Raw genomic sequence first — 20,533 nt, 5'->3', positions numbered from 1 at the left:
CCTCGGTCGAACACCAGTTCGGCTGACGGGAGCGTGACGATGCGGGTGCTCGGTATCGACCCGGGCCTCACCCGGTGCGGGTGGGGCGTGGTCGACGGGCGCCCGGGGGCGCGGCCGACGGCGGTCGGCGTCGGCGTGGTCCGCACCATGGCCGAGCTCGACCTCGAGCTGCGGCTGCTCGAGCTGCACACCGCCGTCACGGCGCTGTTGCGCGAGCACCGTCCCGACGTCGTGGCGATCGAGCGGGTGTTCACCCAGAACAACAAGGGCACGGCGACGGGCACGGCGCAGGCGGCGGGCGTCGCCGCGCTGGCCGCCGCCCAGGCCGACCGCCCGGTCGCCTGGCACACGCCCAGCGAGGTGAAGGCGGCGATCTCGGGCAACGGCCGCGCGGACAAGGAGCAGGTCACCCTCATGGTCACCCGGGTCCTGGGGCTCGCCACCGCCCCCAAGCCGGCCGACGCCGCCGACGCCCTGGCGCTGGCGGTCTGCCACGCGTGGCGCGGCCCGGCGCAGCAGCGGCTGCGGACCGCCGCGATCGCCGGCGGGATCGGCGCGCCGGTGCGGTCCACCGGCACGCTGCCCCGGTGGACGGGGGTGGCGGCCCGATGATCGCCAGCGTGCACGGCCGGGTGGCCGCGGTGGGGCCCGACGGCGCCGTCGTCGAGGTCGGCGGGATCGGCCTGGCGGTGCAGTGCACCCCGGGGACGATCGCCCGGCTGCAGGTGGGGGAGGCCGCCCGGCTGGCCACCAGCCTGGTCGTGCGTGAGGACTCGCTCACCCTCTACGGCTTCGCCGACGACGACGAGCGCCAGCTGTTCGAGCTGCTGCAGACGGCGAACGGCGTCGGGCCGCGGCTGGCCCAGGCGGTGCTGGCCATCCACCCGCCACGGGAGGTCCGCCGCGCCGTCTCGATGGCCGACGTCAAGGCGCTCATGCAGGTCCCCGGCATCGGCAAGAAGGGGGCCGAGCGGCTCATCCTCGAGCTGCGCGACCGCCTCGGCTCGACCAGCACCGACACCTCGCTGGACGCGCCGGCGCCCGCCGGGCTGCCGTCGGTCACGCCGGTGGCCCCGTGGCGGGACCAGCTCACCTCGGCCCTCGTCGGGCTGGGGTGGAGCGGCAAGGAGGCCGAGGGGGCGGTCGCCCAGCTGGCCCCGGTGGCCGACGAGCAGCTCGCGGCGACGGGGAGCGTGGAGGTCGCGGTGCTGCTGCGGCGGGCGCTCCAGCTGCTGGGTAGGTCGTGACCGCGCCGTTCGACCGGTCGCTGACCGGTGAGCTGGCCGCCGAGGCGGCGCCGGAGTGGTCGGTGTCGCCGCAGGCGGGGGACGAGGAGCGGGTCGTCGAGTCGGCGCTGCGCCCGCACTCGCTCGACGACTTCATCGGCCAGCCCAAGGTCGCCCGCCAGCTGGCGCTGGTGCTCGAGGGGGCGCGCCGCCGTGGCCGCACGCCCGACCACGTCCTGCTCTCCGGCCCGCCCGGGCTGGGGAAGACCAGCCTGGCGCTGATCATCGGCTCCGAGCTGGGCACCTCGGTGAAGATCACCAGTGGGCCGGCGATCGAGCGGTCCGGCGACCTCGCCGCGATGCTGTCGAACCTGGCCCCCGGCGACGTCCTCTTCATCGACGAGATCCACCGCATCGCCCGCCCCGCCGAGGAACTGCTCTACATGGCGATGGAGGACTTCCGGGTCGACGTCGTCGTCGGCAAGGGCCCCGGGGCGACGGCGATCCCGCTGGAGATCAACCCGTTCACGCTGGTCGGCGCCACCACCCGCGCCGGGCTGCTCACCGGCCCGCTGCGGGACCGGTTCGGCTTCGTCGGCCAGATGGAGTTCTACGAGCCGGCCGACCTGCAGCGGGTGCTGGCCCGCAGCGCGGCGCTGCTCGGGGTGGAGCTGACCGACGAGGGGTCGGCGGAGATCGCGGGGCGCTCCCGCGGGACCCCGCGCATCGCCAACCGGCTGCTGCGCCGGGTGCGCGACTACGCCGAGGTGGAGGCCGACGGCCGGGTGACCCGCGAGGTCGCCGAGGCCGCGCTGGCCCTGTACGACGTCGACCACCTGGGCCTGGACCGGCTGGACCGGGAGGTGCTGGACGCGCTGGTCGGCAAGTTCGGTGGCGGGCCGGTCGGCGTCGCCACCCTGGCGGTGGCCGTCGGCGAGGAGCCGCACACGGTGGAGGAGGTGTGCGAGCCGTTCCTGGTGCGCGCCGGGCTGCTGGCCCGCACGCCGCGCGGGCGGGTCGCGACCGAGGCCGCCTGGGCGCACCTCGGCCGGCCGCTGCCGGCCGGCGGCGGCGCGCTCGGCCGGGTCACAGCAGACCCACAGGCACCGGGGTCGTCGTCAGAGACCCTGTTCGACGCCTAGACTCCCGGACGCTGGCGCGCAACTCGCAGGCCGGGCCGTGCGCGTCCCGCCTGGTCGCCGTGCGTACGGCAACCGATGCACCCGAGCGGTCCCGTCCCGGGCCGCACCCACCGCGAGCAACCGGTCGCGGAAGAGAGGCACACCTGTCGTGGAGTACTTCCCGCTGATCATGCTGGCCCTGCTGGCCGTCGTGCTGTTCGTGCTGCCCGCGCGACAGCGCAAGAAGATGCAGGAGCAGCACGCGGCTCTGCTGGCCTCCCTGACCGTCGGCACCCCGGTCATGACGACCAGCGGCATGCACGGCACGGTGGCCGGGGTCGGTGAGACCACCATCGACCTCGAGATCGCGCCGGGTGTCGTGGCGACCTTCGCCCGCCAGGCGATCCTCGAGGTCCGCCGCCCGGCCGGGACCGCGCCGTCCGACGAGGACCCCGCGCGCCCGGCCGACGGCACGGTCTGACCCGGGGGACCTCCGTGGCCAACCGCACCCTCCCCGCGGGGCGCTACTTCGGCGCGTTCGTGCTGATCGTCGCCCTGCTCTACGGGCTGGTCTTCTTCACCGGGGACACCCGGACGCCGCAGCTCGGCCTCGACCTGCGCGGCGGCACGACGGTGACCCTGACCGCCCGCACCCCCGACGGCCAGGCGCCGGCCCAGGAGGACCTGGAGCTGGCCCGGCGGATCATCGAGCAGCGGGTGAACGGCCTCGGCGTCGCCGAGGCCTCGGTGGTCACCGAGGGCGACTCCAACATCATCATCTCGGTGCCCGGGGACGACGGCGAACAGGCCCGGGAGCTCGGTGCCACGGCGCAGCTGCGCTTCCGGCCCGTGTTGGAGGTGGCCCCCGCCGGCCCCGCCGAGGAGGAGCCCGGCACCGACGCCGAGGCGACCGAGGGGGAGACGGCCGACGGGAGCGCCGCGGAGGACACCGGCGACGCGGCGGAGGACCCGGCGACCGGCGACGGCGCCGTCGCCGACCCCACGCTGCCCGACCCGGACGCCCCCGCCGTCACGCAGGAGGAGGCCGCCGCCGAGTTCGCGACGCTGACCTGCGACGCGGAGGAGCTGCTGGGCGAGGTGACCCGGCCCGAGGACTTCGTGGCCGCGTGCAGCGAGGACGGCACCGTCAAGTACCTGCTCGGCCCCACGATCATCGAGGGCACCGAGATCGACGACGCCAACGCCGCCACCCACCCGACCGACGGCAGCTGGATCGTCCTGCTGGACTTCCGGTCCGGCGGGCGGGAGACGTGGGCCAACTACACCGCGGCCAACGTGGGGTCGAACGTGGCCTTCACCCTGGACGGCCGGGTCGTCTCCGCGCCCACCATCCAGGGCGCCATCAACGGCCAGACCACCATCCAGGGCAGCTTCGACCAGGAGTCGGCCACCGAGCTGGCCAACCAGCTCCGGTACGGCGCCCTGCCGCTGACCTTCACCCAGGCCACCGCCCAGTCGATCTCCACCGAGCTCGGCGAGGAGCAGCTGGAGGCAGGCCTCATCGCGGGCGCCCTCGGCATCGCGCTGGTCTTCGTGTACGCGCTGGTCTACTACCGGCTGCTCGGCCTCGTGATGATCGCCAGCCTGATCCTCTCGGCGGTGGTCGTCTACGCCTGCCTGATCCTGCTGGGGCGGGAGATCGGCTTCACCCTCAGCCTCGCCGGCATCGCCGGGTTCATCGTCTCGATCGGCATCACCGCCGACTCCTTCGTCGTGTACTTCGAGCGGCTCAAGGACGAGATCCGCGAGGGCCGGTCGCTGCGGTCGGCGGTTCCCCGGGCCTGGGTCCGGGCGCGGCGCACCATCCTGTCCGCGGACGCGGTCAGCTTCCTGGCCGCGGCGATCCTGTACCTGCTCGCCATCGGCGACGTGAAGGGCTTCGCCTTCACCCTCGGCATGTCGACGGTGCTCGACCTCGTCGTCGTCTTCCTCTTCACCCACCCGCTCATGGCCGTGCTCTCCCGGTTCAAGAACTTCGGCAAGAACCGGTTCTCGGGCCTCGGCCGGGTGGAGCACACCCGTCGCACGGGCCCCGCCGCACCGGCGCGGGAACTCGTCGGTGCCACCGCCGCGGTCGGCGGCCGGCAGGACAGGAGCACCTCATGACCCGCCCGACGGACCCGGCCGAGCCGACCTCCGAGCAGCCGCCGGTGAGCACCGGCGAGGAGGCGCTCGCCGACGCCGGGCTGCCCCAGGACCCGGGCAGCGACGACGACGCCGCCACCCCGGCCGCGCCCGGCGGACGCGGCGGACGCGGCGGACTGGCCCACCGGCTCTACAACGGCGAGGCCGGCCTGGACGTCGTCGGTCGCAGCCGCCTGATCTACCGGATCACCGCGGTCGTGGTGCTGCTGTGCCTGCTCTCGATGGTCTTCCGCGGGTTCAACTTCGGCATCGACTTCGAGGGCGGTAACAGCTTCCGGCTGCCCGGCACCGAGCAGCAGCTGCAGCAGGCGCGCGCCGCCGCGGAGGACGCCGGCGCCGATGTCGCCTCCGCCCAGGTCGTCGGCGGCAACACGCTGCTCATCCGCACCTCGCAGCTGGACAACGAGACCGAGCGCGCCGTGGTGGAGGAGATGGCCGAGGCCGTCGGCATCGCCCCGCAGCAGGTCAGCCCGGAGTCGGTCAGCGCGGAGTGGGGCCAGGACATCACCGACCAGGCGCTCGTGGCGCTGGCGGTCTTCCTCGTCGCCGTCGTGCTCTTCCTCGCCGTGCGCTTCCAGCCGAAGATGGCCGTCGGCGCCATGGCCGCGCTCGTGCACGACATCGTCGTCACCGCCGGGGTGTACGCCCTGGTCGGCTTCGAGGTCACGCCGTCGACGGTCATCGGCTTCCTCACGATCCTCGGCTTCTCCCTGTACGACACCGTCGTCGTGTTCGACAAGGTCGACGAGAACACCCGCGACCTGGAGCGCAGCGCCCGCATGACCTGGGGCGAGGCGGCCAACCTCGCCGTCAACCAGACGTTGATGCGGTCGATCAACACCTCGGTCATCGCGCTGCTCCCGGTCGCCGGCCTGCTCTTCGTGGGTGCCGGCCTGCTCGGCGTGGGCACCCTCAAGGACCTGGCCCTCGTGCTCTTCGTGGGCCTGGCCGCCGGTACCTACTCGTCGATCGTGCTCGCCACGCCGATCGTCGCCGACCTCAAGGAGCGCGAGCCGGCCCAGCAGGCGCTGCGCCGGCGGGTGCTGGCCAGGCGCTCCTCGGCCGCGCGGGCCGACGGCGCCGCCGTCCCGGCCGGTCCCGTGGCCAGTGCCCGCCGGCGCCGGAGCACCGGCGCGGCCGCGGCCTCCGAGCTGCCCGGTGCCGTCACCGCCGACGTCGTCGTCGAGTCGCCGCCGTCGGTGCGGCCGGACGCGCCACGGGGCGCCAGCGCCGCCCCGCGGCCGGGTGCCCGCCCGCAGCGCCCCGGGTCCAGCCGGCCGTCGGGCAAGCGGCGCCGGTGAGCGCGGCGCCGGTCGAGCAGCCGCTCGACGAGCTCATCGCCTCCCTCACCGTCGACGTCCCCGACCACCCGGAACCGGGCATCGTCTTCCGCGACCTGACCCCGGTCTTCGCCGACGGGCCCGCCTTCCGGCGCATGGTCGACGGGCTGGCGGCGCCGCACGGGTCCGGTCCGCGGCCGTTCGACGTCGTCGCCGGGGTGGAGGCGCGCGGGTTCCTGCTGGCCGCGGCGGTGGCGCTCGACGCCGGGGTGGGCGTGGTGCCCATCCGCAAGGCGGGCAAGCTGCCGCGCGAGCGGGTGTCAGCCGACTACACCCTGGAGTACGGGACGGCGACGCTGGAGCTGCACGCGGACTCGGTCCGCCCCGGTCAGCGGGTGCTGCTCGTCGACGACGTGCTCGCCACCGGCGGCACGCTCGGCGCCGCCGTGGCGTTGGTCGAGCAGCTCGGCGGCGTGGTGGCGGCGATCTCGGTGGTCGTCGAGCTGGCGGCCCTCGGGGGGCGGCAGCTCCTGGCACCGCACCCGGTGCACGCACTCTGGACCACCTGACCGAGGGAGAACCCGCTCGCCGCCCGGGCGGCGGCGGGCGTGGTCCGGCTAGCATGGTGGGGGTCCCCCCTCTGCCAGCCGCAGGAGTCGCCCGTGGCCTCCGAAGTAGCCGCCGACGCGGCTGTGGCGCGGCCCGGTGCGGTCTCCGGTGGGGCCGTCGCTGATGCGGTGGGTGAGGCGCCGGTCCGCAGCCCGCTGCCCGAGCGGCCCGCGGTCCGCCGTCCCGACGACGTCGGCGCCGACCCGCCCGACGCCGACCTCGGCACCCCCCGCCGGCGGGTGCGCGACCGCCTCGCCCGGCGGATCGTCGCCGGGCAGCGCAGCGGCCTGGTGCGCCCCGTGCTCGAGCCACTGGCGTCGCTGCACCGGCAGAGCCACCCCAAGGCCGACCTGGCGCTGCTGCAACGCGCCTACGACGTCGCCGAGACCGCGCACAGCAGCCAGAAGCGCAAGAGCGGCGACCCCTACATCACCCACCCGCTCGCCGTCGCCACCATCCTGGCCGGCCTCGGGATGGACACGACCACCCTGATCGCGGCGCTGCTGCACGACACGGTCGAGGACACCGGCGTCACCCTGGAGACGATCACCACCGACTTCGGCTCGGAGGTCGCCCACCTGGTCGACGGGGTCACCAAGATCGACAAGGTGAAGCTGGGTGACGCCGCCCAGGCCGAGACGATCCGCAAGATGATCGTGGCGATGTCCCGCGACCCGCGGGTGCTGGTCATCAAGCTGGCCGACCGGCTGCACAACATGCGCACGCTGCGCTTCCTCCCGCCCGAGAAGCAGGAGAAGAAGGCGCGCGAGACGCTCGAGATCCTCGCCCCGCTGGCCCACCGGCTGGGCATGAACACGATCAAGTGGGAGCTGGAGGACCTCGCGTTCGCCACGCTCTACCCCAAGCGCTACGACGAGATCGTGCGGCTGGTGGCCGAGCGGGCCCCCTCCCGCGACACCTACCTGGCCGAGGTCGCCGCGTCGGTGACCGAGCAGCTGAAGGCGGCCAAGATCGACGCGGTCGTCACCGGGCGGCCGAAGCACTACTACTCGATCTACCAGAAGATGATCGTCCGCGGCCGGGACTTCACCGACATCTGGGACCTCGTCGGCATCCGCATCCTGGTCGACTCGGTGCGCGACTGCTACGCCGCGCTCGGCATCATGCACGCCCACTGGCAGCCGGTGCCGGGCCGCTTCAAGGACTTCGTGGCGATGCCGAAGTTCAACATGTACCAGTCGCTGCACACGACGGTCATCGGGCCGCAGGGCAAGCCGGTCGAGCTGCAGATCCGCACCCACGACATGCACCGCACCGCCGAGTACGGCATCGCGGCGCACTGGAAGTACAAGGAGAAGGCCCGCGCCGGGGGCAAGCCGGCCGCGGGGGAGAGCGGTGCGCCGCCCAAGGCCGGCTCGCCCGACGACATGCTGTGGCTGCGCCAGCTGCTGGACTGGCAGCGGGAGGCCCAGGAGCCGGGGGAGTTCCTCGAGACCCTGCGCTACGACCTGGGGCCGCAGGAGGTCTTCGTCTTCACGCCCAAGGGCGACGTGGTGAGCCTGCCCGGGGACTCCACGCCCGTCGACTTCGCCTTCGCGGTGCACACCGAGGTCGGCTACCGCACCATCGGCGCCCGCGTGAACGGCTCGCTCGTGTCGCTCGACAGCAAGCTCAGCAACGGCGACGTGGTCGAGATCTTCACCTCGAAGTCGCCCACGGCCGGCCCCTCGAAGGACTGGCTGACCTTCGTCGGCTCCTCCCGCGCCCGCACCAAGATCCGTCAGTGGTTCACCAAGGAGCGCCGCGAGGACGCCGTCGACGCCGGCAAGGAGTCGCTGACCCGCGCGATGCGCAAGGCCGGGCTACCGCTGCAGCGGCTGCTCGGCGGCGAGGCGCTGTCGACGCTGGCCAAGGACCTGCGGTTCGCCGACGTCACCGCCCTCTACGCCGCGGTGGGGGAGAACCAGCTCTCCGCGGCCTCCGTGGTCGAGAAGCTCATGGCCGCGCTCGGCGGCAGCGAGGGCGCGACCGAGGACATCGCCGAGACCGCGATCCCCACCCGCCGGCCGGTGGCGCGCCGCTCGGCCGGTGGCGACCCGGGCATCGTCGTGCACGGCATGACCGACGTCTGGGCCAAGCTCGCCAAGTGCTGCACCCCGGTCCCCGGCGACGACGTCCTTGGGTTCGTGACCCGCGGCGGCGGCGTGAGCGTGCACCGGACCGACTGCACCAACGCCGGGGACCTGCGCAGCAAGCCTGAACGTCTGGTCGAGGTCGAGTGGGCGTCGTCGCCGGGGTCGGTGTTCCTCGTGGCCATCCAGGTGGAGGCCCTCGACCGGCACCGGCTGCTCTCCGACGTGACCAAGGCGCTGGCCGACGAGCGGGTCAACATCCTCTCGGCGTCGGTGCAGACCAGCCGCGACCGCGTGGCCATCAGCCGGTTCACCTTCGAGCTGGCGGACCCGGCGCACCTGGGCGCGGTGCTGCAGACGGTGCGCAACGTGGACGGCGTCTTCGACGTCGAGCGCGTCACCGCGTAGCCGCAGCCCGCACGGCGACCGCCGGACCGGGCCGTCCCCTGATGATCAGGTCACCTGATCGTTCGGGGTCCTGGCTCACTGTCGACGCTGAGCCAGGACCCCGCCAGGTGAGCCAGGACGTGCCGGCGCCCGACGGCGGCGCCGCGCCTCAGCCGACGACGGCCATGTCCTCGATCGTCACCGGGATGTTCGGCGCGCCGTCGCCGGGGCCGTCCGCGCCCTGGACCCCACCGGCGGCCACCTCGTCGAGCACGGCCAGCCCCGCCTCGTCGATCGAGCCGACCACGGTGTACTCCGGCGGCAGCTCGGTGTCGACGAAGGTCAGGAAGAACTGACCGCCCGTGCTGTTGGGCGCGGCGGTCTTCGCCATGGCGACGGTGCCCCGCGGGTACGTGGTGTCCGGGGTGACCTCCTCGGCGTACTTGTAGCTCGGGCCGCCGGCGCCGGTGCCGGTCGGGTCGCCGCACTGCAGCACCCCGAACGTCTCGGCGTTCACCAGCCGGTGGCAGGAGGTGTCGTCGTAGAAGCCCTGCTCGGTCAGGTACACGAAGCTCGCCGCCGCGCACGGGGCCTGCGCCCGGTCCAGCGTGAGGGTGAGATCCTCCTGGTTCGTGCTCATCAGGAGGGTGGCGGTGCCCTGCGTGGGGGTGGCCTCCGGGTTCGGCGGCGTCCCGACGTCGGTCAGGTTGGTGTTCCCCGACTCGTCGGGCAGGTACTCGCAGGTGACGGTGCCGTCGGCGTTGGTGGTGCGCGCCGCTGACGAGGTGGCCGCCGGGGTCGTCGGGTCGGCCGCCAGGTCGTCGGTCTCGTCGTCCCCGCCGAACACGTTGGTGATGAGCAGCGCGGCGCCCACGATCGCGACGACGGCGATCGCGGTGAGCAGCAGCCCCAGGTTGCGGCGGCGCTTCTTCGCCTGCTCGGTGCGGCGCTCCAGCTGGCGCTGCAGGTGGCGCTGCGCGGCTTCCCGGCGCTGCTTGTTCGTGGGCACGGGGGCGGACTCCTCGGCGGACGGGGCGCGGTGCACGGCCGGGTGCGGCGGGCGGCGGCGCTGGTCGGGGTGCGAGTCTAGGTGCCGGGGCTGGGCGATCCCTGGCAGCGCCGGGTGCGGCGGGGAGCCCCGCGTAACCTGCACGGGTGCTCATCCGCTCGTTCCCCGCCGGCGCGTTCGGCACCAACTGCTACGCCGTCGCCTCCGGGCCGGGCCAGGAGTGCGTCGTCGTCGACCCGGGCATGGACGCCGTCGAGCCCCTGGCCCGCATGCTCGCCGACGACGGTCTCAAGCCGGTCGCGGTCGTGCTGACCCACGGGCACCTGGACCACACCTTCTCGGTGCTGCCGGTGTGCGACGGCTACGACATCCCCGCCTACCTGCACCCCGACGACTTCGGGATGCTCTCCGACCCGGTGCGCTGGCACGGGCCGCAGCTGGCGCCGCTGATCACGGGGGTCCGGCTCCCGGACCCGTCGGAGGTCCGCACGCTGGACGACGGCGCGGTGCTGTCGCTGGCCGGGGTGGATCTCACCGTCCGGCACGCGCCCGGGCACACCCAGGGCTCGGTGATGTTCTCCCTCGACCTCGGTGAGGCGCCCGGGCTGCTGGCCGGGGACGTGCTGTTCGCGGGCTCGGTGGGCCGCGTCGACCTGCCGGGCGGCTCGTGGGACGCGATGCTGCGCTCGCTGCGCGACGTCGTGCTGCCGCTGGACGACGAGACCGTGGTGCTGCCCGGCCACGGCCCGGCGACCACGATCGGTCGGGAGCGGGCGACCAACCCCTACCTGGCCGAGGCCGCGCAGGCGCCGAAGGGGCGCGGGCTGTGAGCGGGCTGACCGCCCCGAAGGGCACCTTCGACACGCTGCCGCCGGACTCGGCACGGTTCCTCGCCGTCCGGGACGCGCTGACCGCGCCGCTGCGCCGGGCCGGCTACGGGTACGTCGAGACGCCGGTGTTCGAGGAGACCGCCGTCTTCTCCCGCGGGGTCGGTGAGTCCACCGACGTCGTGACCAAGGAGATGTACACGTTCGAGGACCGGGGCGGCCGGTCGCTGACCCTGCGCCCCGAGCTGACCGCCGGGCTCATGCGGGCGTTCATCGAGCACCGGCTGCACGCCGCCGCACTGCCGGTGAAGCTGTGGACGGTCGGCTCGGCGTTCCGGTACGAGCGCCCGCAGGCCGGCCGCTACCGGCACTTCACCCAGGTGGACATGGAGGCGCTCGGCGTCGACGACCCCGCGCTGGACGCCGAGGTGGTGGCGCTGGGCGTGCAGGGGTTCCGCGACCTCGGGCTCACCGACTTCGAGCTGCTGCTGACCTCGCTGGGAGACGCCACCTGCCGGCCGCAGTACCGCGAGCTGCTGGTGGCCTACCTGGCGAAGCTCGACCTCGACGAGGAGACCCGGCGCCGGGCGGCGATCAACCCGCTGCGGGTGCTCGACGACAAGCGGCCCGAGGTGCAGGCCCAGCTCGACGAGGCCCCGCTGATGGTCGACCACCTGTCGGACACCACGAAGGCGCACTACGACGCCGTCCGCCAGCACCTCACCGACCTCGGCGTGACCTGGACCGAGGCGCCGCGGCTGGTGCGCGGGCTGGACTACTACACGAAGACGACGTTCGAGTTCGTGCACAACGGCCTCGGCGCGCAGTCGGCCATCGGCGGCGGGGGGCGCTACGACGGGCTCTCGGCCGCGCTCGGCGGCCCCGACGTATCCGGCATCGGCTACGCCGTCGGGGTGGACCGCACCCTGCTGGCCGTCCAGGCCGAGGGGCTCGACGTCGGCGCGGTCGCGGGCGTGCAGGCGTTCGTGGTCCCGCTGGGCGCCGAGGCGAAGCGGGTGGCCGTGCGGCTGGTCGGTCAGCTGCGCGCCGCCGGGGTCGCGGCCGACACGGTCTACGGCGACCGCGGCCTCAAGGGCGCGATGAAGGCCGCCGACCGGTCGGGTGCCTCGCACGTCGTCGTCATCGGGGAGCGGGACCTCGCCGACGGCGTGGGCCAGCTCAAGGACATGCGCACAGGTGAGCAGGTCGCCGTCCCCGTGGGTGAGCTGTTCGACCGGGTGCGTGCGAGTGTGGAGGGGTGACTTCTTCGATGGAGCAGCGACCGCTCGGGAAGACCGGGGCCGACGTCAGCGTGATCGGGCTGGGCACGTGGCAGCTCGGCGGTGACTGGGGCGACGTCGACGAGGACACCGCCGCCGAGGTCCTCGACGCCGCGCTCGACGCCGGGGTGACCCTGCTCGACACCGCCGACGTCTACGGCGACGGCCGCTCGGAGGAGCGCATCCGCAAGGCGCTCGCGCCCCGGGCCGACCGGCCGTTCGTCGCCACCAAGGCCGGCCGCCGTGCCGACCCCTTCACCGCGGAGCAGTACACGCCCGAGAACCTGCGCGCGTGGATCGACCGGTCGCGTCGGAACCTGGGCGTGGACACCCTCGACCTGGTCCAGCTGCACTGCCCGCCCACCGCCGTCTACTCCGACCAGCGCGTCTACGACGCCCTCGACGGGTTCGTGGCGGACGGCTCGATCGCGGCCTACGGCGTCTCGGTCGAGACGGTGGCCGAGGGTCTCACCGCGCTGCAGCACGAGGGGGTGGCCACCATCCAGGTCATCCTGAACATCTTCCGGCGCAAGCCGCTGGAGGAGCTGCTGCCCGCGGCTGCCGACGCCGGCGTGGGCATCCTGGCCCGCGTTCCGCTGGCCAGCGGCCTGCTCAGCGGCAAGTACGACGAGTCGACGACGTTCCCGGAGAACGACCACCGGAACTTCAACCGGCACGGCGAGGCCTTCGACGTGGGCGAGACCTTCGCCGGCGTGCCTTTCGACGTCGGTGTCGCGGCCGCCCGCGAGGTGGCCGAGATCGCCGGCGACGCCGTGCCCACCGCGGCTTTCGCGCTGCGCTGGGTGATCGACCAGCCCGGCGTCACCACCGTCATCCCGGGGGCGCGCAACGTCACCCAGGTGCGCGGCAACGTCGCCGCAGCCACCATGGCGCCGCTGTCGGACGCCCAGCTCGCCGACCTCGAGCGGGTGTACGACGAGCGCATCCGCGCCCACGTGCACGACCGCTGGTAAGCCACCCCCTCCTTCCGCTCCACCGAAAGGCCCGACGTGCTCCGCACCCACGACGCCGGAACGCTGCGTGCGTCCGACGCCGGCACCACCGTCACCCTCGCCGGCTGGGTCGCCCGCCGCCGCGACCACGGCGGCGTGGTCTTCCTCGACCTGCGCGACGCCTCCGGCTACGTGCAGGTCGTCGTCCGCGAGGAGGAGGCCCACCACCTGCGCAACGAGTACTGCGTGCTCGTCACCGGCGAGGTGCGCCGGCGGCCCGAGGGCAACGAGAACCCCGAGCTGCCCACCGGCGAGATCGAGGTGGCCACCTCCGAGCTGCGGGTGCTGTCGACGTCGGCCCCGCTGCCGTTCCCGATCGAGACCGACCAGGCCGCCAGCGACGACGTCCGCTACCGGTACCGCTACCTCGACCTGCGCCGTCAGGGCCCGGCGCGGGCGATCCGGCTGCGCTCGGAGATCAGCCGCATCGCCCGCGGCGTGATGGCGGAGCACGGTTTCGTCGAGGTGGAGACGCCGAACCTCACCCGTTCCACGCCCGAGGGCGCCCGGGACTTCCTCGTGCCGGTGCGGCTGCAGCAGGGCAAGTGGTACGCGCTGCCGCAGTCGCCGCAGCTGTTCAAGCAGCTGCTGATGATCGGTGGGCTGGAGCGCTACTACCAGATCGCCCGCTGCTTCCGGGACGAGGATTTCCGCGCCGACCGGCAGCCGGAGTTCACCCAGCTGGACTTCGAGATGAGCTTCGTCGAGCGCGACGACGTGCTCGCGATCGCCGAGGACGTCGTCCGCTCGCTGTGGCGGGAGCTGGCGTCGTACGAGATCCCCGAGATCCCGCGGATGACCTACCGCGAGGCGATGGACCGGTTCGGCTCGGACAAGCCGGACCTGCGGTTCGGCGTCGAGCTGACCGAGCTGACCTCCTACTTCGCCGACACGCCGTTCCGCGTCTTCCAGGCGCCGTACGTCGGCGCCGTCGTGATGCCCGGCGGCGGGTCGCAGCCCCGGCGGGCGTTCGACGCCTGGCAGGACTGGGCCAAGTCCCGCGGTGCCCGCGGGCTGGCCTACGTGACGATCGCCGAGGACGGCACGCTCGGCGGCCCGGTGGCCAAGAACATCTCCGACGCCGAGCGCGAGGGTCTCGTCGAGGCCGTCGGTGCCAAGCCGGGCGACTGCGTCTTCTTCGCCGCCGGGGCCCGGCGCTCCTCCCAGGAACTGCTCGGCGCCGCGCGCAACGAGATCGCCAAGCGCCTCGACCTGATCGAGCCCGGCACCTGGTCGTTCCTGTTCGTCGTCGACTTCCCGATGTTCGAGGAGACCGAGGACGGCGACTGGACGTTCATGCACCACCCCTTCACCTCGCCCACCCCCGAGTGGCGGGACCGGTTCGCCGAGGACAAGGGCGCGGCGCTGTCCGACGCCTACGACATGGTGATCAACGGCAACGAGGTCATGAGCGGGTCGGTGCGTATCCACGACGCCGAGCTGCAGGAGCGGGTGTTCGAGACCCTGGGGATGTCGCGCGAGGAGGCCCGCGAGCGGTTCGGGTTCTTCCTCGAGGCGTTCGCCTACGGCCCGCCGCCGCACGCCGGTGCCGCGCTGGGGTGGGACCGGCTGTCGGCGCTGCTGTCGGGGGTGGAGTCGATCCGCGAGGTCATCGCCTTCCCGAAGACCGGCGCCGGGTTCGACCCCCTGACCGGCGCGCCGACGCCGATCACCGAGGCGCAGCGCAAGGAGGCCGGCATCGACGCGAAGCCGGAGGAGCCGGCACTGCCGGGCGAGCCGGGCGCCCCCGGCCCCTCCGACCCGACGAAGGGCTGAGCGGGCCGGTCGTGGTCCCGGTCGTGGTCGACGAGGGGCGACCGGACGGAGCGCGCCGGCCACTGGCCGGTTCGCAGCCGGGCCCCGGGCGCGGGTCCCCCGACCGGACCGCTGCCCCGGCCGTCTGGGTCGACGGTGGCGCCCGTCTGGCGATCACCACCTGGGGGAGCAGCAGCGCTCCGGGCATGCCGGTCGACGTCGAGGTCGAGGGCGGCCGCCTCACCGTGTCCGTGGCGGTGCGCGACTCCGGCGGTGGGGCGATGAGCGCCGACCTCGCCGCCCACGTCACCGTCATCGAGACGCCGGCCGGTCTGGACCCGCACGACTGGACGGTGCTCCGGATCCACGGCCGCGACCATGACCTGCCCCCGGTCGGCGCTGCACCACCGCCCCGCCTGACCCTCCGGCCCGCCGGCCCGAACCCGGTGGCCGGGCCCGACCCTGGGTAGGTTGCCCCGTATGCCGTTGCGTGCCCGCACCCTGCTCGGACCCGGCCCGTCGAACCCGTACCCGGAGGCGCAGGTCGCGCTGGCGCAGCCGCTGCTCGGCCACCTCGACCCGGAGTTCCTGCGGATCCTGGACGAGACATCCGACCGGCTGCGCCAGGTGTTCGGCACGGCGAACCGGCGCACGCTGCCGCTGTCGGCCACCGGGTCGGCGGGCATGGAGGCGGCGTTCGTCAACACCGTGGGGCCCGGAGACGTCGTCGTCGTCGCGGTGAACGGCCTGTTCGGGCAGCGGATGACCGACGTCGCCGCCCGCTGCGGCGCCGAGGTGATCGCGGTGGAGCACGAGTGGGGGCAGCCGGTCGACGCCGAGCGCGTGCTGGCCGCCCACCCGTCGCCGAAGCTCATCGCCGCCGTGCACGCCGAGACCTCCACGGGGGTGCGCTCCGACCTCCAGCCGCTGGCTGCCGGCAAGGGTGACGCGCTGCTGCTGGCCGACTGCGTCACCTCGCTCGGCGGCATCCCGGTGCAGCTCGACGAGTGGGGGGTGGACCTCGCCTACTCCGGGTCGCAGAAGTGCCTGGGCGTCGCGCCGGGGCTCGCGCCGTTCACGATCAACGACCGCGCGTGGGAGCGGCGGATCGAGAAGCCGCAGAGCTGGTACCTCGACCTGGGCATGCTCGGCGGGTACGCGGGCGAGGCGGCCGGGTCCGGTGGCCGCACGTACCACCACACCGCGCCGACCGGGATGGTCGTGTCGCTGCACGCGGGGCTCGGGCGCATCCTCGACGAGGGGCTGGACGCCGTCCACGCCCGGCACGCGGAGGCCGGGCGGCTGCTGCACGAGGGGCTGGCCGGGCTGGGCCTGGAGCTGTTCGCGGCGGAGGGGCACCGGCTGCCGGAGCTGACCACGGTGAAGGTTCCCGACGGCGTGGACTCGGCCGCCGTCCGCCGCGAGCTGCTGGAGCGCTTCGACCTGGAGATCGGCGGGGGAGTGGGCGCGTACGCCTCGACGGTCTGGCGGATCGGCCTGATGGGCCCGAACGCGGCCCCCGCGAAGGTGGCGCTCGTGCTGTCGGCGCTGAAGGCGGTCCTCGGGCGCTAGGGTCCTGGGGCGTTCCGCAACCAGGAGGTGCCCGTGGCCCAGGTCGTCCCCGCGAACCGGGCCAGGCGGCGGTTGCCCTGGTGGGCGCGGTCCCGCTCGCGGCCGCCGTCTGGTGGGTCGGCGGCTACCTGTCCTGGTTGCTCGACGGCCTGCGGATGGTGCCGGTCGGGGCCCGGACCGCGCTCCCGCTGCTGCCTCGATGATCGGTGCCCTCGTGCTGGGGGCCCTGGTCGGGGGCGTGGCCGCGGGGCTGCTCGCCCGGGCCGCGGAGCGCCGTGCGGCCGGGGTGCCGGCCACTGCGGCGGGGATGGCGCTGGCCGTCGGTCTCGCCCTGGTGAGCACCGCGTCGACGCTCCGGACGAACGCGCCGGACACGTTCGAGACGGACCCGGCGGTCGTCGGAGGCCTGAGCGTGGTCGTCGTGCTGGTCTCGGCGGCGGGCTGGGCGCTGGGCGCGCCGGCCGCCCTCGGTGCCGCCGGTGCCGCGCCGGGGCTGGCGGTGCTCGCCGGTGCCGCCTCCTGGTGGGTGTCGCAGGTCGTGCTCGCCCTCGTCGGTGTCGGCGGTGCGGGCTCCCTGGGGCGCCTCGGGTCGTGGCTGGGTGCCGCGCTACTCGGAACGGCCCTGGTGGTGGTGGGTGCCCGGCCGGTCGCCCGGCTCGCGTGGTGGCCGGCCGTGGTGCTCCTCGCGTGGTTCGTCGCCCCGGCCCTGACCGCGGTGAGCTACCTCGAGCAGCTGCTGCGGCCAGGCGCCGGGTTGCCGGCCACGCTGCCCGACGCGCTCGACGCGGCCTGGCATGTGTTCGGCCTCGCGTCGCTGCCGGCGAACCGGGACCTGGTGCCGTGGCTGGCCGCCATCGCGGGAGCGGCGGCGGTGGCCGTCGTCCTCCCGCGGCTGCGACCGCCGGCGGGCTCGCGGGCCGATCAGCCGCAGGAGCTCTCTGCCCGGCCCGGCTGACGCCTCGGACTCACCACTGGGCGCCACGCCTCCGCAGTGCGCCGGCTGCACGGTCGACGACGGTGTCCAGGCGGCCCAGGTGGCGGCCGGCGAACCGGAGGACCAGCCACCCGCCGGCTGCCATGAGCGAGTACCGGTCGATGTCGCGGCCGAACTGCTCGCGCTCGGCGTGCTGCCGGCCTTCGTACTCCAGCGCCACACTCCAGCGCTCCCACCCGTGGTCGGCGTGCGCCACCACGCGGCCCGCCCGGTCGAGGATGGGGACCTGCACGCGGGGGTGGGGGAGTCCGGCGCTGACCAGCGCATACCGGACCAGGCTCTCCGGGCGGGAGGCGGCGAACGGCGAGAGCAGCGGCGCCAGCTCCCGGGCGAGGACGATGCCCCGCGTGCCACCGGCCCGCTCGAGCCGGGAGGCAGCGCCGCGACGAGGTCGAGCCAGGTCTGGGCGCCGCTGGTCACCGGGATGCCGCGGTGCCGCACCACGTCGGCGGCTTCGAGTCGGCGTACGTGCGTGCGGATGCGCTCCCGTCTGGGTCGTGTCGACCCGGGCGGCACGCTGACAGACAGGGGCCACTCGTGCGGCACGGGTGTGCCGAGCAGGCCGGCAGCGGTCCGGTGGGAGAACGTCACGTCGGGTGGCAGCACCGGCAGGGCCGCCGCGCAGGCCGTTCGGAGCGACAGCGGTACGGCCCGGGAGACGTAGGCGCCGCGAGTCACCCGCACGCCGTCGTCCCGGAGCTGCGCGCGGGTCAGCCCGGCGGCCAGCGCCTGGCCCCGGGTGTAGGCCGGGGGGAGCTCGGTCCGGTCCACCGGCGGAGCGTCGGGCGTGGTGCGCCCGTCGCGATCGTCGCGGCGCCATCCGTGGACGGCGCCCAGCCTGTGGACGGCGCCGAGTGCGTGGTCCTTGTCGCCGCCGCCGGAGTGTCGGCGCGTGTCGGCGGCAGCAACTGCGCACTCGGCGGTCGGGATACCGCCGGCCGGCCCGTCAGGCGGCGTTCAGGCGGGCCAGCTGGTCAGGGGAGAGGGCCAGGTCGGCGGCGGCCGCGGAATCCACGATCGTCGCCGCCCGGGACGCGCCCGGGATGGGGACGACGGCCTCGCTCTGCGCCAGGTGCCAGGCCAGCGTCACCTGGTAGACCGACACCCCGAGCTCCCGGGCCACCTCCGCGAACGCCGGTGCCGACGAGCCGAGGGAGCCCGCGGCGCTCACCCCGCCGAACGGGCTCCACGGGAGGAACGCCAGCCCGTGCGCCGCGCAGTGCTCGAGCTCGCCGTGCGAGGAGCGGTAGCCCGGCGAGAACTGGTTCTGCACGCTCACCAGCGCGTCGCCCACGATCGACCGGGCGACGTCGATCTGCCCCACGTCGGCGTTGGAGATGCCGACCATCCGCACCAGCCCGTCGTCGGCGAGCTGTCGCAGCGCCCCCATCGACTCCTCCCACGGGGTCGCGGGATCGGGCCGGTGGAACTGGTACAGCCCGATGGCGTCGACCCCGAGCCGGCGCAGCGATGCCTCGCACGCCCGCCGCAGGTAGGCCGGCGACCCGTCGAGCTCCCAGTCGGTGCCGCGGCGGGTGTGCCCGCTCTTGGTCGCCACCAGGACGTCGCCGCCGCCGATGGAGCGCAGCGCCTCGGCGACCAGCTCTTCGTTGTGCCCGAACTCGGCCTCGTCGCGGGCGTAGGCGTCGGCGGTGTCGATCAGGGTCACGCCGGCGTCCAGGGCGGCTCGCACGACGCCGACCGCCTCCTCGCGGGAGGGCCGGTCCTGCTTGGTGGACAGGGGCATCGCCCCCAGCCCGATCGCGCTGACCGTCGCGTCCCCGATGCGTCGCTGCTGCATGGGAAGCGTCGTGCCCCGCGGGTAGCGTCCTCACCCGTGAGTTCGCTGTTCGACCCCGCTCCCGAGGAGGACGGCGCGCCGGTCGTCGACCCGGGGGCGCCGCTGGCGGTGCGGATGCGCCCGCGCGCGCTCGACGAGGTGGTCGGGCAGCAGCACCTCCTGGGTGACCGCGCCCCGCTGCGCCGGCTGGTCGAGTCCGACGAGCCGATGTCGCTGGTGCTCTACGGCCCGCCCGGTACCGGCAAGACGACCCTGGCCCACGTGATCTCGCTGGCCACCAAGCGCCAGTTCGTGCAGCTGTCGGCCCTCGACTCGGGGGTGAAGGAGGTGCGGGCGGTCATCTCCAGCGCGAAGCGCGAGCTCACCTACGCCGGCCGGCGCACCGTGCTGTTCATCGACGAGGTGCACCGGTTCTCCAAGACCCAGCAGGACAGCCTGCTCTCCGCGGTCGAGGACCGGATCGTCAGCCTCATCGCCGCCACCACCGAGAACCCGTTCTTCTCCGTGGTCAGCCCGCTGCTGAGCCGCAGCCTCGTCCTGGCGCTGCAGCCGCTCACCGACGACGACGTCCGCGCGCTGCTGCACCGCGCGCTCACCAGCGAGCGCGGGCTGAACGGGGAGGTCACGCTCACCGACGAGGCGCAGGAGCACCTCGTCCGGATCGCCGGCGGCGACGGGCGCAAGGCGCTCACCGCGCTGGAGTCCGGCGCCGGGGCGGCGCGGGCCGTCGGCGCGACGGAGATCGACCTCGCCACCCTGGAGACGGCGGTGGCGCAGGCGGCGGTGCGCTACGACCGGCAGGGCGACATGCACTACGACGTCGCCAGCGCGTTGATCAAGTCGATCCGCGGCAGCGACGTGGACGCCGCGCTGCACTACCTGGCCCGCATGGTGGAGGCCGGGGAGGATCCGCGCTTCATCGCCCGCAGGCTGGTGATCAGCGCCAGCGAGGACATCGGCATGGCCGACCCGACGGCCCTGCAGGTCGCGGTGGCCGCGATGCAGGCGGTGCAGTTCATCGGCATGCCCGAGGGGCACTTCCCGCTGGCCCAGGCCGTCGTGCACCTGGCGACCGCCCCGAAGTCCAACGCGGTCACAGTGGCCATGGGCGAGTCGGTGGCCGACGTCCGCGCGGGCCTGGCCGGCCCGGTGCCGCCGGGGCTGCGCGACGCGCACTACGCGGGGGCCAAGAAGCTCGGCCACGGGAAGACCTACCAGTACCCGCACGACCACCCCGACGGGATCGTGCCGCAGCAGTACCCGCCCGACGCGCTCGTGGGCAGGGACTACTACCGCCCGACCAACCGCGGCGTGGAGGCGCGGCTGGCGGAACGGCTGGGCAAGCTGCGGGCGATCCTCCGCCGAACCCGCTGACGCTCCGGCGGGGGACGGACGGCGGG

The 20,533-nt window shown here is 74.3% G+C and carries 20 protein-coding genes; 17 read left to right on the top strand and 3 right to left on the bottom strand.

The annotated features are described in order from the left end of the window. Positions 1–39 precede the first annotated feature (39 nt). The 8 genes from ruvC to ACI79Q_RS12720 all read left to right on the top strand — a co-directional run bounded on the left by ruvC (position 40) and on the right by ACI79Q_RS12720 (position 8,903). A complete protein-coding gene (gene ruvC / locus ACI79Q_RS12755) occupies positions 40–612 on the top strand; it encodes a crossover junction endodeoxyribonuclease RuvC (RefSeq protein ID WP_456597718.1) in 573 nt (190 codons plus the stop codon). After that, a complete protein-coding gene (gene ruvA / locus ACI79Q_RS12750) occupies positions 609–1,247 on the top strand; it encodes a Holliday junction branch migration protein RuvA (RefSeq protein ID WP_456597719.1) in 639 nt (212 codons plus the stop codon). The genes ruvC and ruvA overlap by 4 nt, the downstream gene beginning before the upstream one ends. Further along, entirely contained in the window at positions 1,244–2,368 is a 1,125-nt protein-coding gene (gene ruvB / locus ACI79Q_RS12745; protein WP_456588629.1) for a Holliday junction branch migration DNA helicase RuvB, read from the top strand. Before ruvA ends, ruvB begins: the two co-directional genes overlap by 4 nt. A 148-nt stretch (positions 2,369–2,516) precedes the next feature. Further along, the gene (gene yajC, locus ACI79Q_RS12740) at positions 2,517–2,828 is read left to right on the top strand and encodes a preprotein translocase subunit YajC (RefSeq protein WP_456588630.1); all 312 of its coding nucleotides are present in this window, start codon (positions 2,517–2,519) and stop codon (positions 2,826–2,828) included. A gap of 14 nt (positions 2,829–2,842) precedes the next feature. Next, the gene (secD, locus tag ACI79Q_RS12735) at positions 2,843–4,474 is read left to right on the top strand and encodes a protein translocase subunit SecD (RefSeq protein ID WP_456614802.1); all 1,632 of its coding nucleotides are present in this window, start codon (positions 2,843–2,845) and stop codon (positions 4,472–4,474) included. After that, positions 4,471–5,814 (top strand): protein translocase subunit SecF, encoded by a 1,344-nt coding sequence (secF, locus tag ACI79Q_RS12730; protein WP_456614801.1) that lies wholly within the window; start codon positions 4,471–4,473, stop codon positions 5,812–5,814. The genes secD and secF overlap by 4 nt, the downstream gene beginning before the upstream one ends. Next, positions 5,811–6,362, top strand: a complete 552-nt coding sequence (locus ACI79Q_RS12725; RefSeq protein ID WP_456614800.1) for an adenine phosphoribosyltransferase — start codon at positions 5,811–5,813, stop codon at positions 6,360–6,362. The genes secF and ACI79Q_RS12725 overlap by 4 nt, the downstream gene beginning before the upstream one ends. A gap of 93 nt (positions 6,363–6,455) precedes the next feature. Then, positions 6,456–8,903, top strand: coding sequence for a RelA/SpoT family protein (locus tag ACI79Q_RS12720; RefSeq protein ID WP_456599344.1), 2,448 nt, complete (start codon positions 6,456–6,458; stop codon positions 8,901–8,903). A gap of 148 nt (positions 8,904–9,051) precedes the next feature. Here the strand turns inward: ACI79Q_RS12720 and ACI79Q_RS12715 are convergent, their stop codons facing one another. Further along, entirely contained in the window at positions 9,052–9,891 is an 840-nt protein-coding gene (locus ACI79Q_RS12715; RefSeq protein WP_456614799.1) for a peptidylprolyl isomerase, read from the bottom strand. Between the two features lie 146 nt (positions 9,892–10,037). On the opposite strand from ACI79Q_RS12715, the gene ACI79Q_RS12710 reads away from it, so the two are divergent. The 8 genes from ACI79Q_RS12710 to ACI79Q_RS12675 all read left to right on the top strand — a co-directional run bounded on the left by ACI79Q_RS12710 (position 10,038) and on the right by ACI79Q_RS12675 (position 17,293). Next, positions 10,038–10,721, top strand: coding sequence for an MBL fold metallo-hydrolase (locus tag ACI79Q_RS12710; protein ID WP_456588636.1), 684 nt, complete (start codon positions 10,038–10,040; stop codon positions 10,719–10,721). Next, a complete protein-coding gene (gene hisS, locus ACI79Q_RS12705; RefSeq protein WP_456613102.1) occupies positions 10,718–11,980 on the top strand; it encodes a histidine--tRNA ligase in 1,263 nt (420 codons plus the stop codon). Before ACI79Q_RS12710 ends, hisS begins: the two co-directional genes overlap by 4 nt. A gap of 8 nt (positions 11,981–11,988) precedes the next feature. Next, positions 11,989–12,972, top strand: coding sequence for an aldo/keto reductase (locus tag ACI79Q_RS12700; RefSeq protein ID WP_456597728.1), 984 nt, complete (start codon positions 11,989–11,991; stop codon positions 12,970–12,972). Positions 12,973–13,008: 36 nt separating this feature from the next. Beyond that, a complete protein-coding gene (aspS, locus tag ACI79Q_RS12695; protein WP_456614798.1) occupies positions 13,009–14,787 on the top strand; it encodes an aspartate--tRNA ligase in 1,779 nt (592 codons plus the stop codon). A gap of 11 nt (positions 14,788–14,798) precedes the next feature. Next, positions 14,799–15,236, top strand: coding sequence for a hypothetical protein (locus ACI79Q_RS12690; RefSeq protein ID WP_456614797.1), 438 nt, complete (start codon positions 14,799–14,801; stop codon positions 15,234–15,236). 10 nt (positions 15,237–15,246) lie between these two features. After that, entirely contained in the window at positions 15,247–16,338 is a 1,092-nt protein-coding gene (locus ACI79Q_RS12685; RefSeq protein ID WP_456588641.1) for a pyridoxal-phosphate-dependent aminotransferase family protein, read from the top strand. Positions 16,339–16,418: 80 nt separating this feature from the next. After that, the gene (locus ACI79Q_RS12680) at positions 16,419–16,541 is read left to right on the top strand and encodes a hypothetical protein (RefSeq protein ID WP_456614796.1); all 123 of its coding nucleotides are present in this window, start codon (positions 16,419–16,421) and stop codon (positions 16,539–16,541) included. After that, positions 16,538–17,293: a hypothetical protein gene (locus tag ACI79Q_RS12675; RefSeq protein WP_456614795.1), complete on the top strand. Its 756-nt coding sequence runs from the start codon at positions 16,538–16,540 to the stop codon at positions 17,291–17,293. The genes ACI79Q_RS12680 and ACI79Q_RS12675 overlap by 4 nt, the downstream gene beginning before the upstream one ends. A 10-nt stretch (positions 17,294–17,303) precedes the next feature. Here the strand turns inward: ACI79Q_RS12675 and ACI79Q_RS12670 are convergent, their stop codons facing one another. Next, positions 17,304–17,564, bottom strand: coding sequence for a DUF559 domain-containing protein (locus ACI79Q_RS12670; RefSeq protein ID WP_456614794.1), 261 nt, complete (start codon positions 17,562–17,564; stop codon positions 17,304–17,306). 714 nt (positions 17,565–18,278) lie between these two features. Beyond that, positions 18,279–19,133: an aldo/keto reductase gene (locus ACI79Q_RS12665; protein ID WP_456614793.1), complete on the bottom strand. Its 855-nt coding sequence runs from the start codon at positions 19,131–19,133 to the stop codon at positions 18,279–18,281. Positions 19,134–19,169: 36 nt separating this feature from the next. On the opposite strand from ACI79Q_RS12665, the gene ACI79Q_RS12660 reads away from it, so the two are divergent. Next, the gene (locus ACI79Q_RS12660) at positions 19,170–20,507 is read left to right on the top strand and encodes a replication-associated recombination protein A (RefSeq protein WP_456599352.1); all 1,338 of its coding nucleotides are present in this window, start codon (positions 19,170–19,172) and stop codon (positions 20,505–20,507) included. The last annotated feature ends 26 nt before the right edge of the window (positions 20,508–20,533 follow it).

It is taken from the genome of Blastococcus sp. SYSU DS0828 (assembly GCF_054050975.1).
This window is presented reverse-complemented; position numbering and strand designations above follow the sequence as displayed.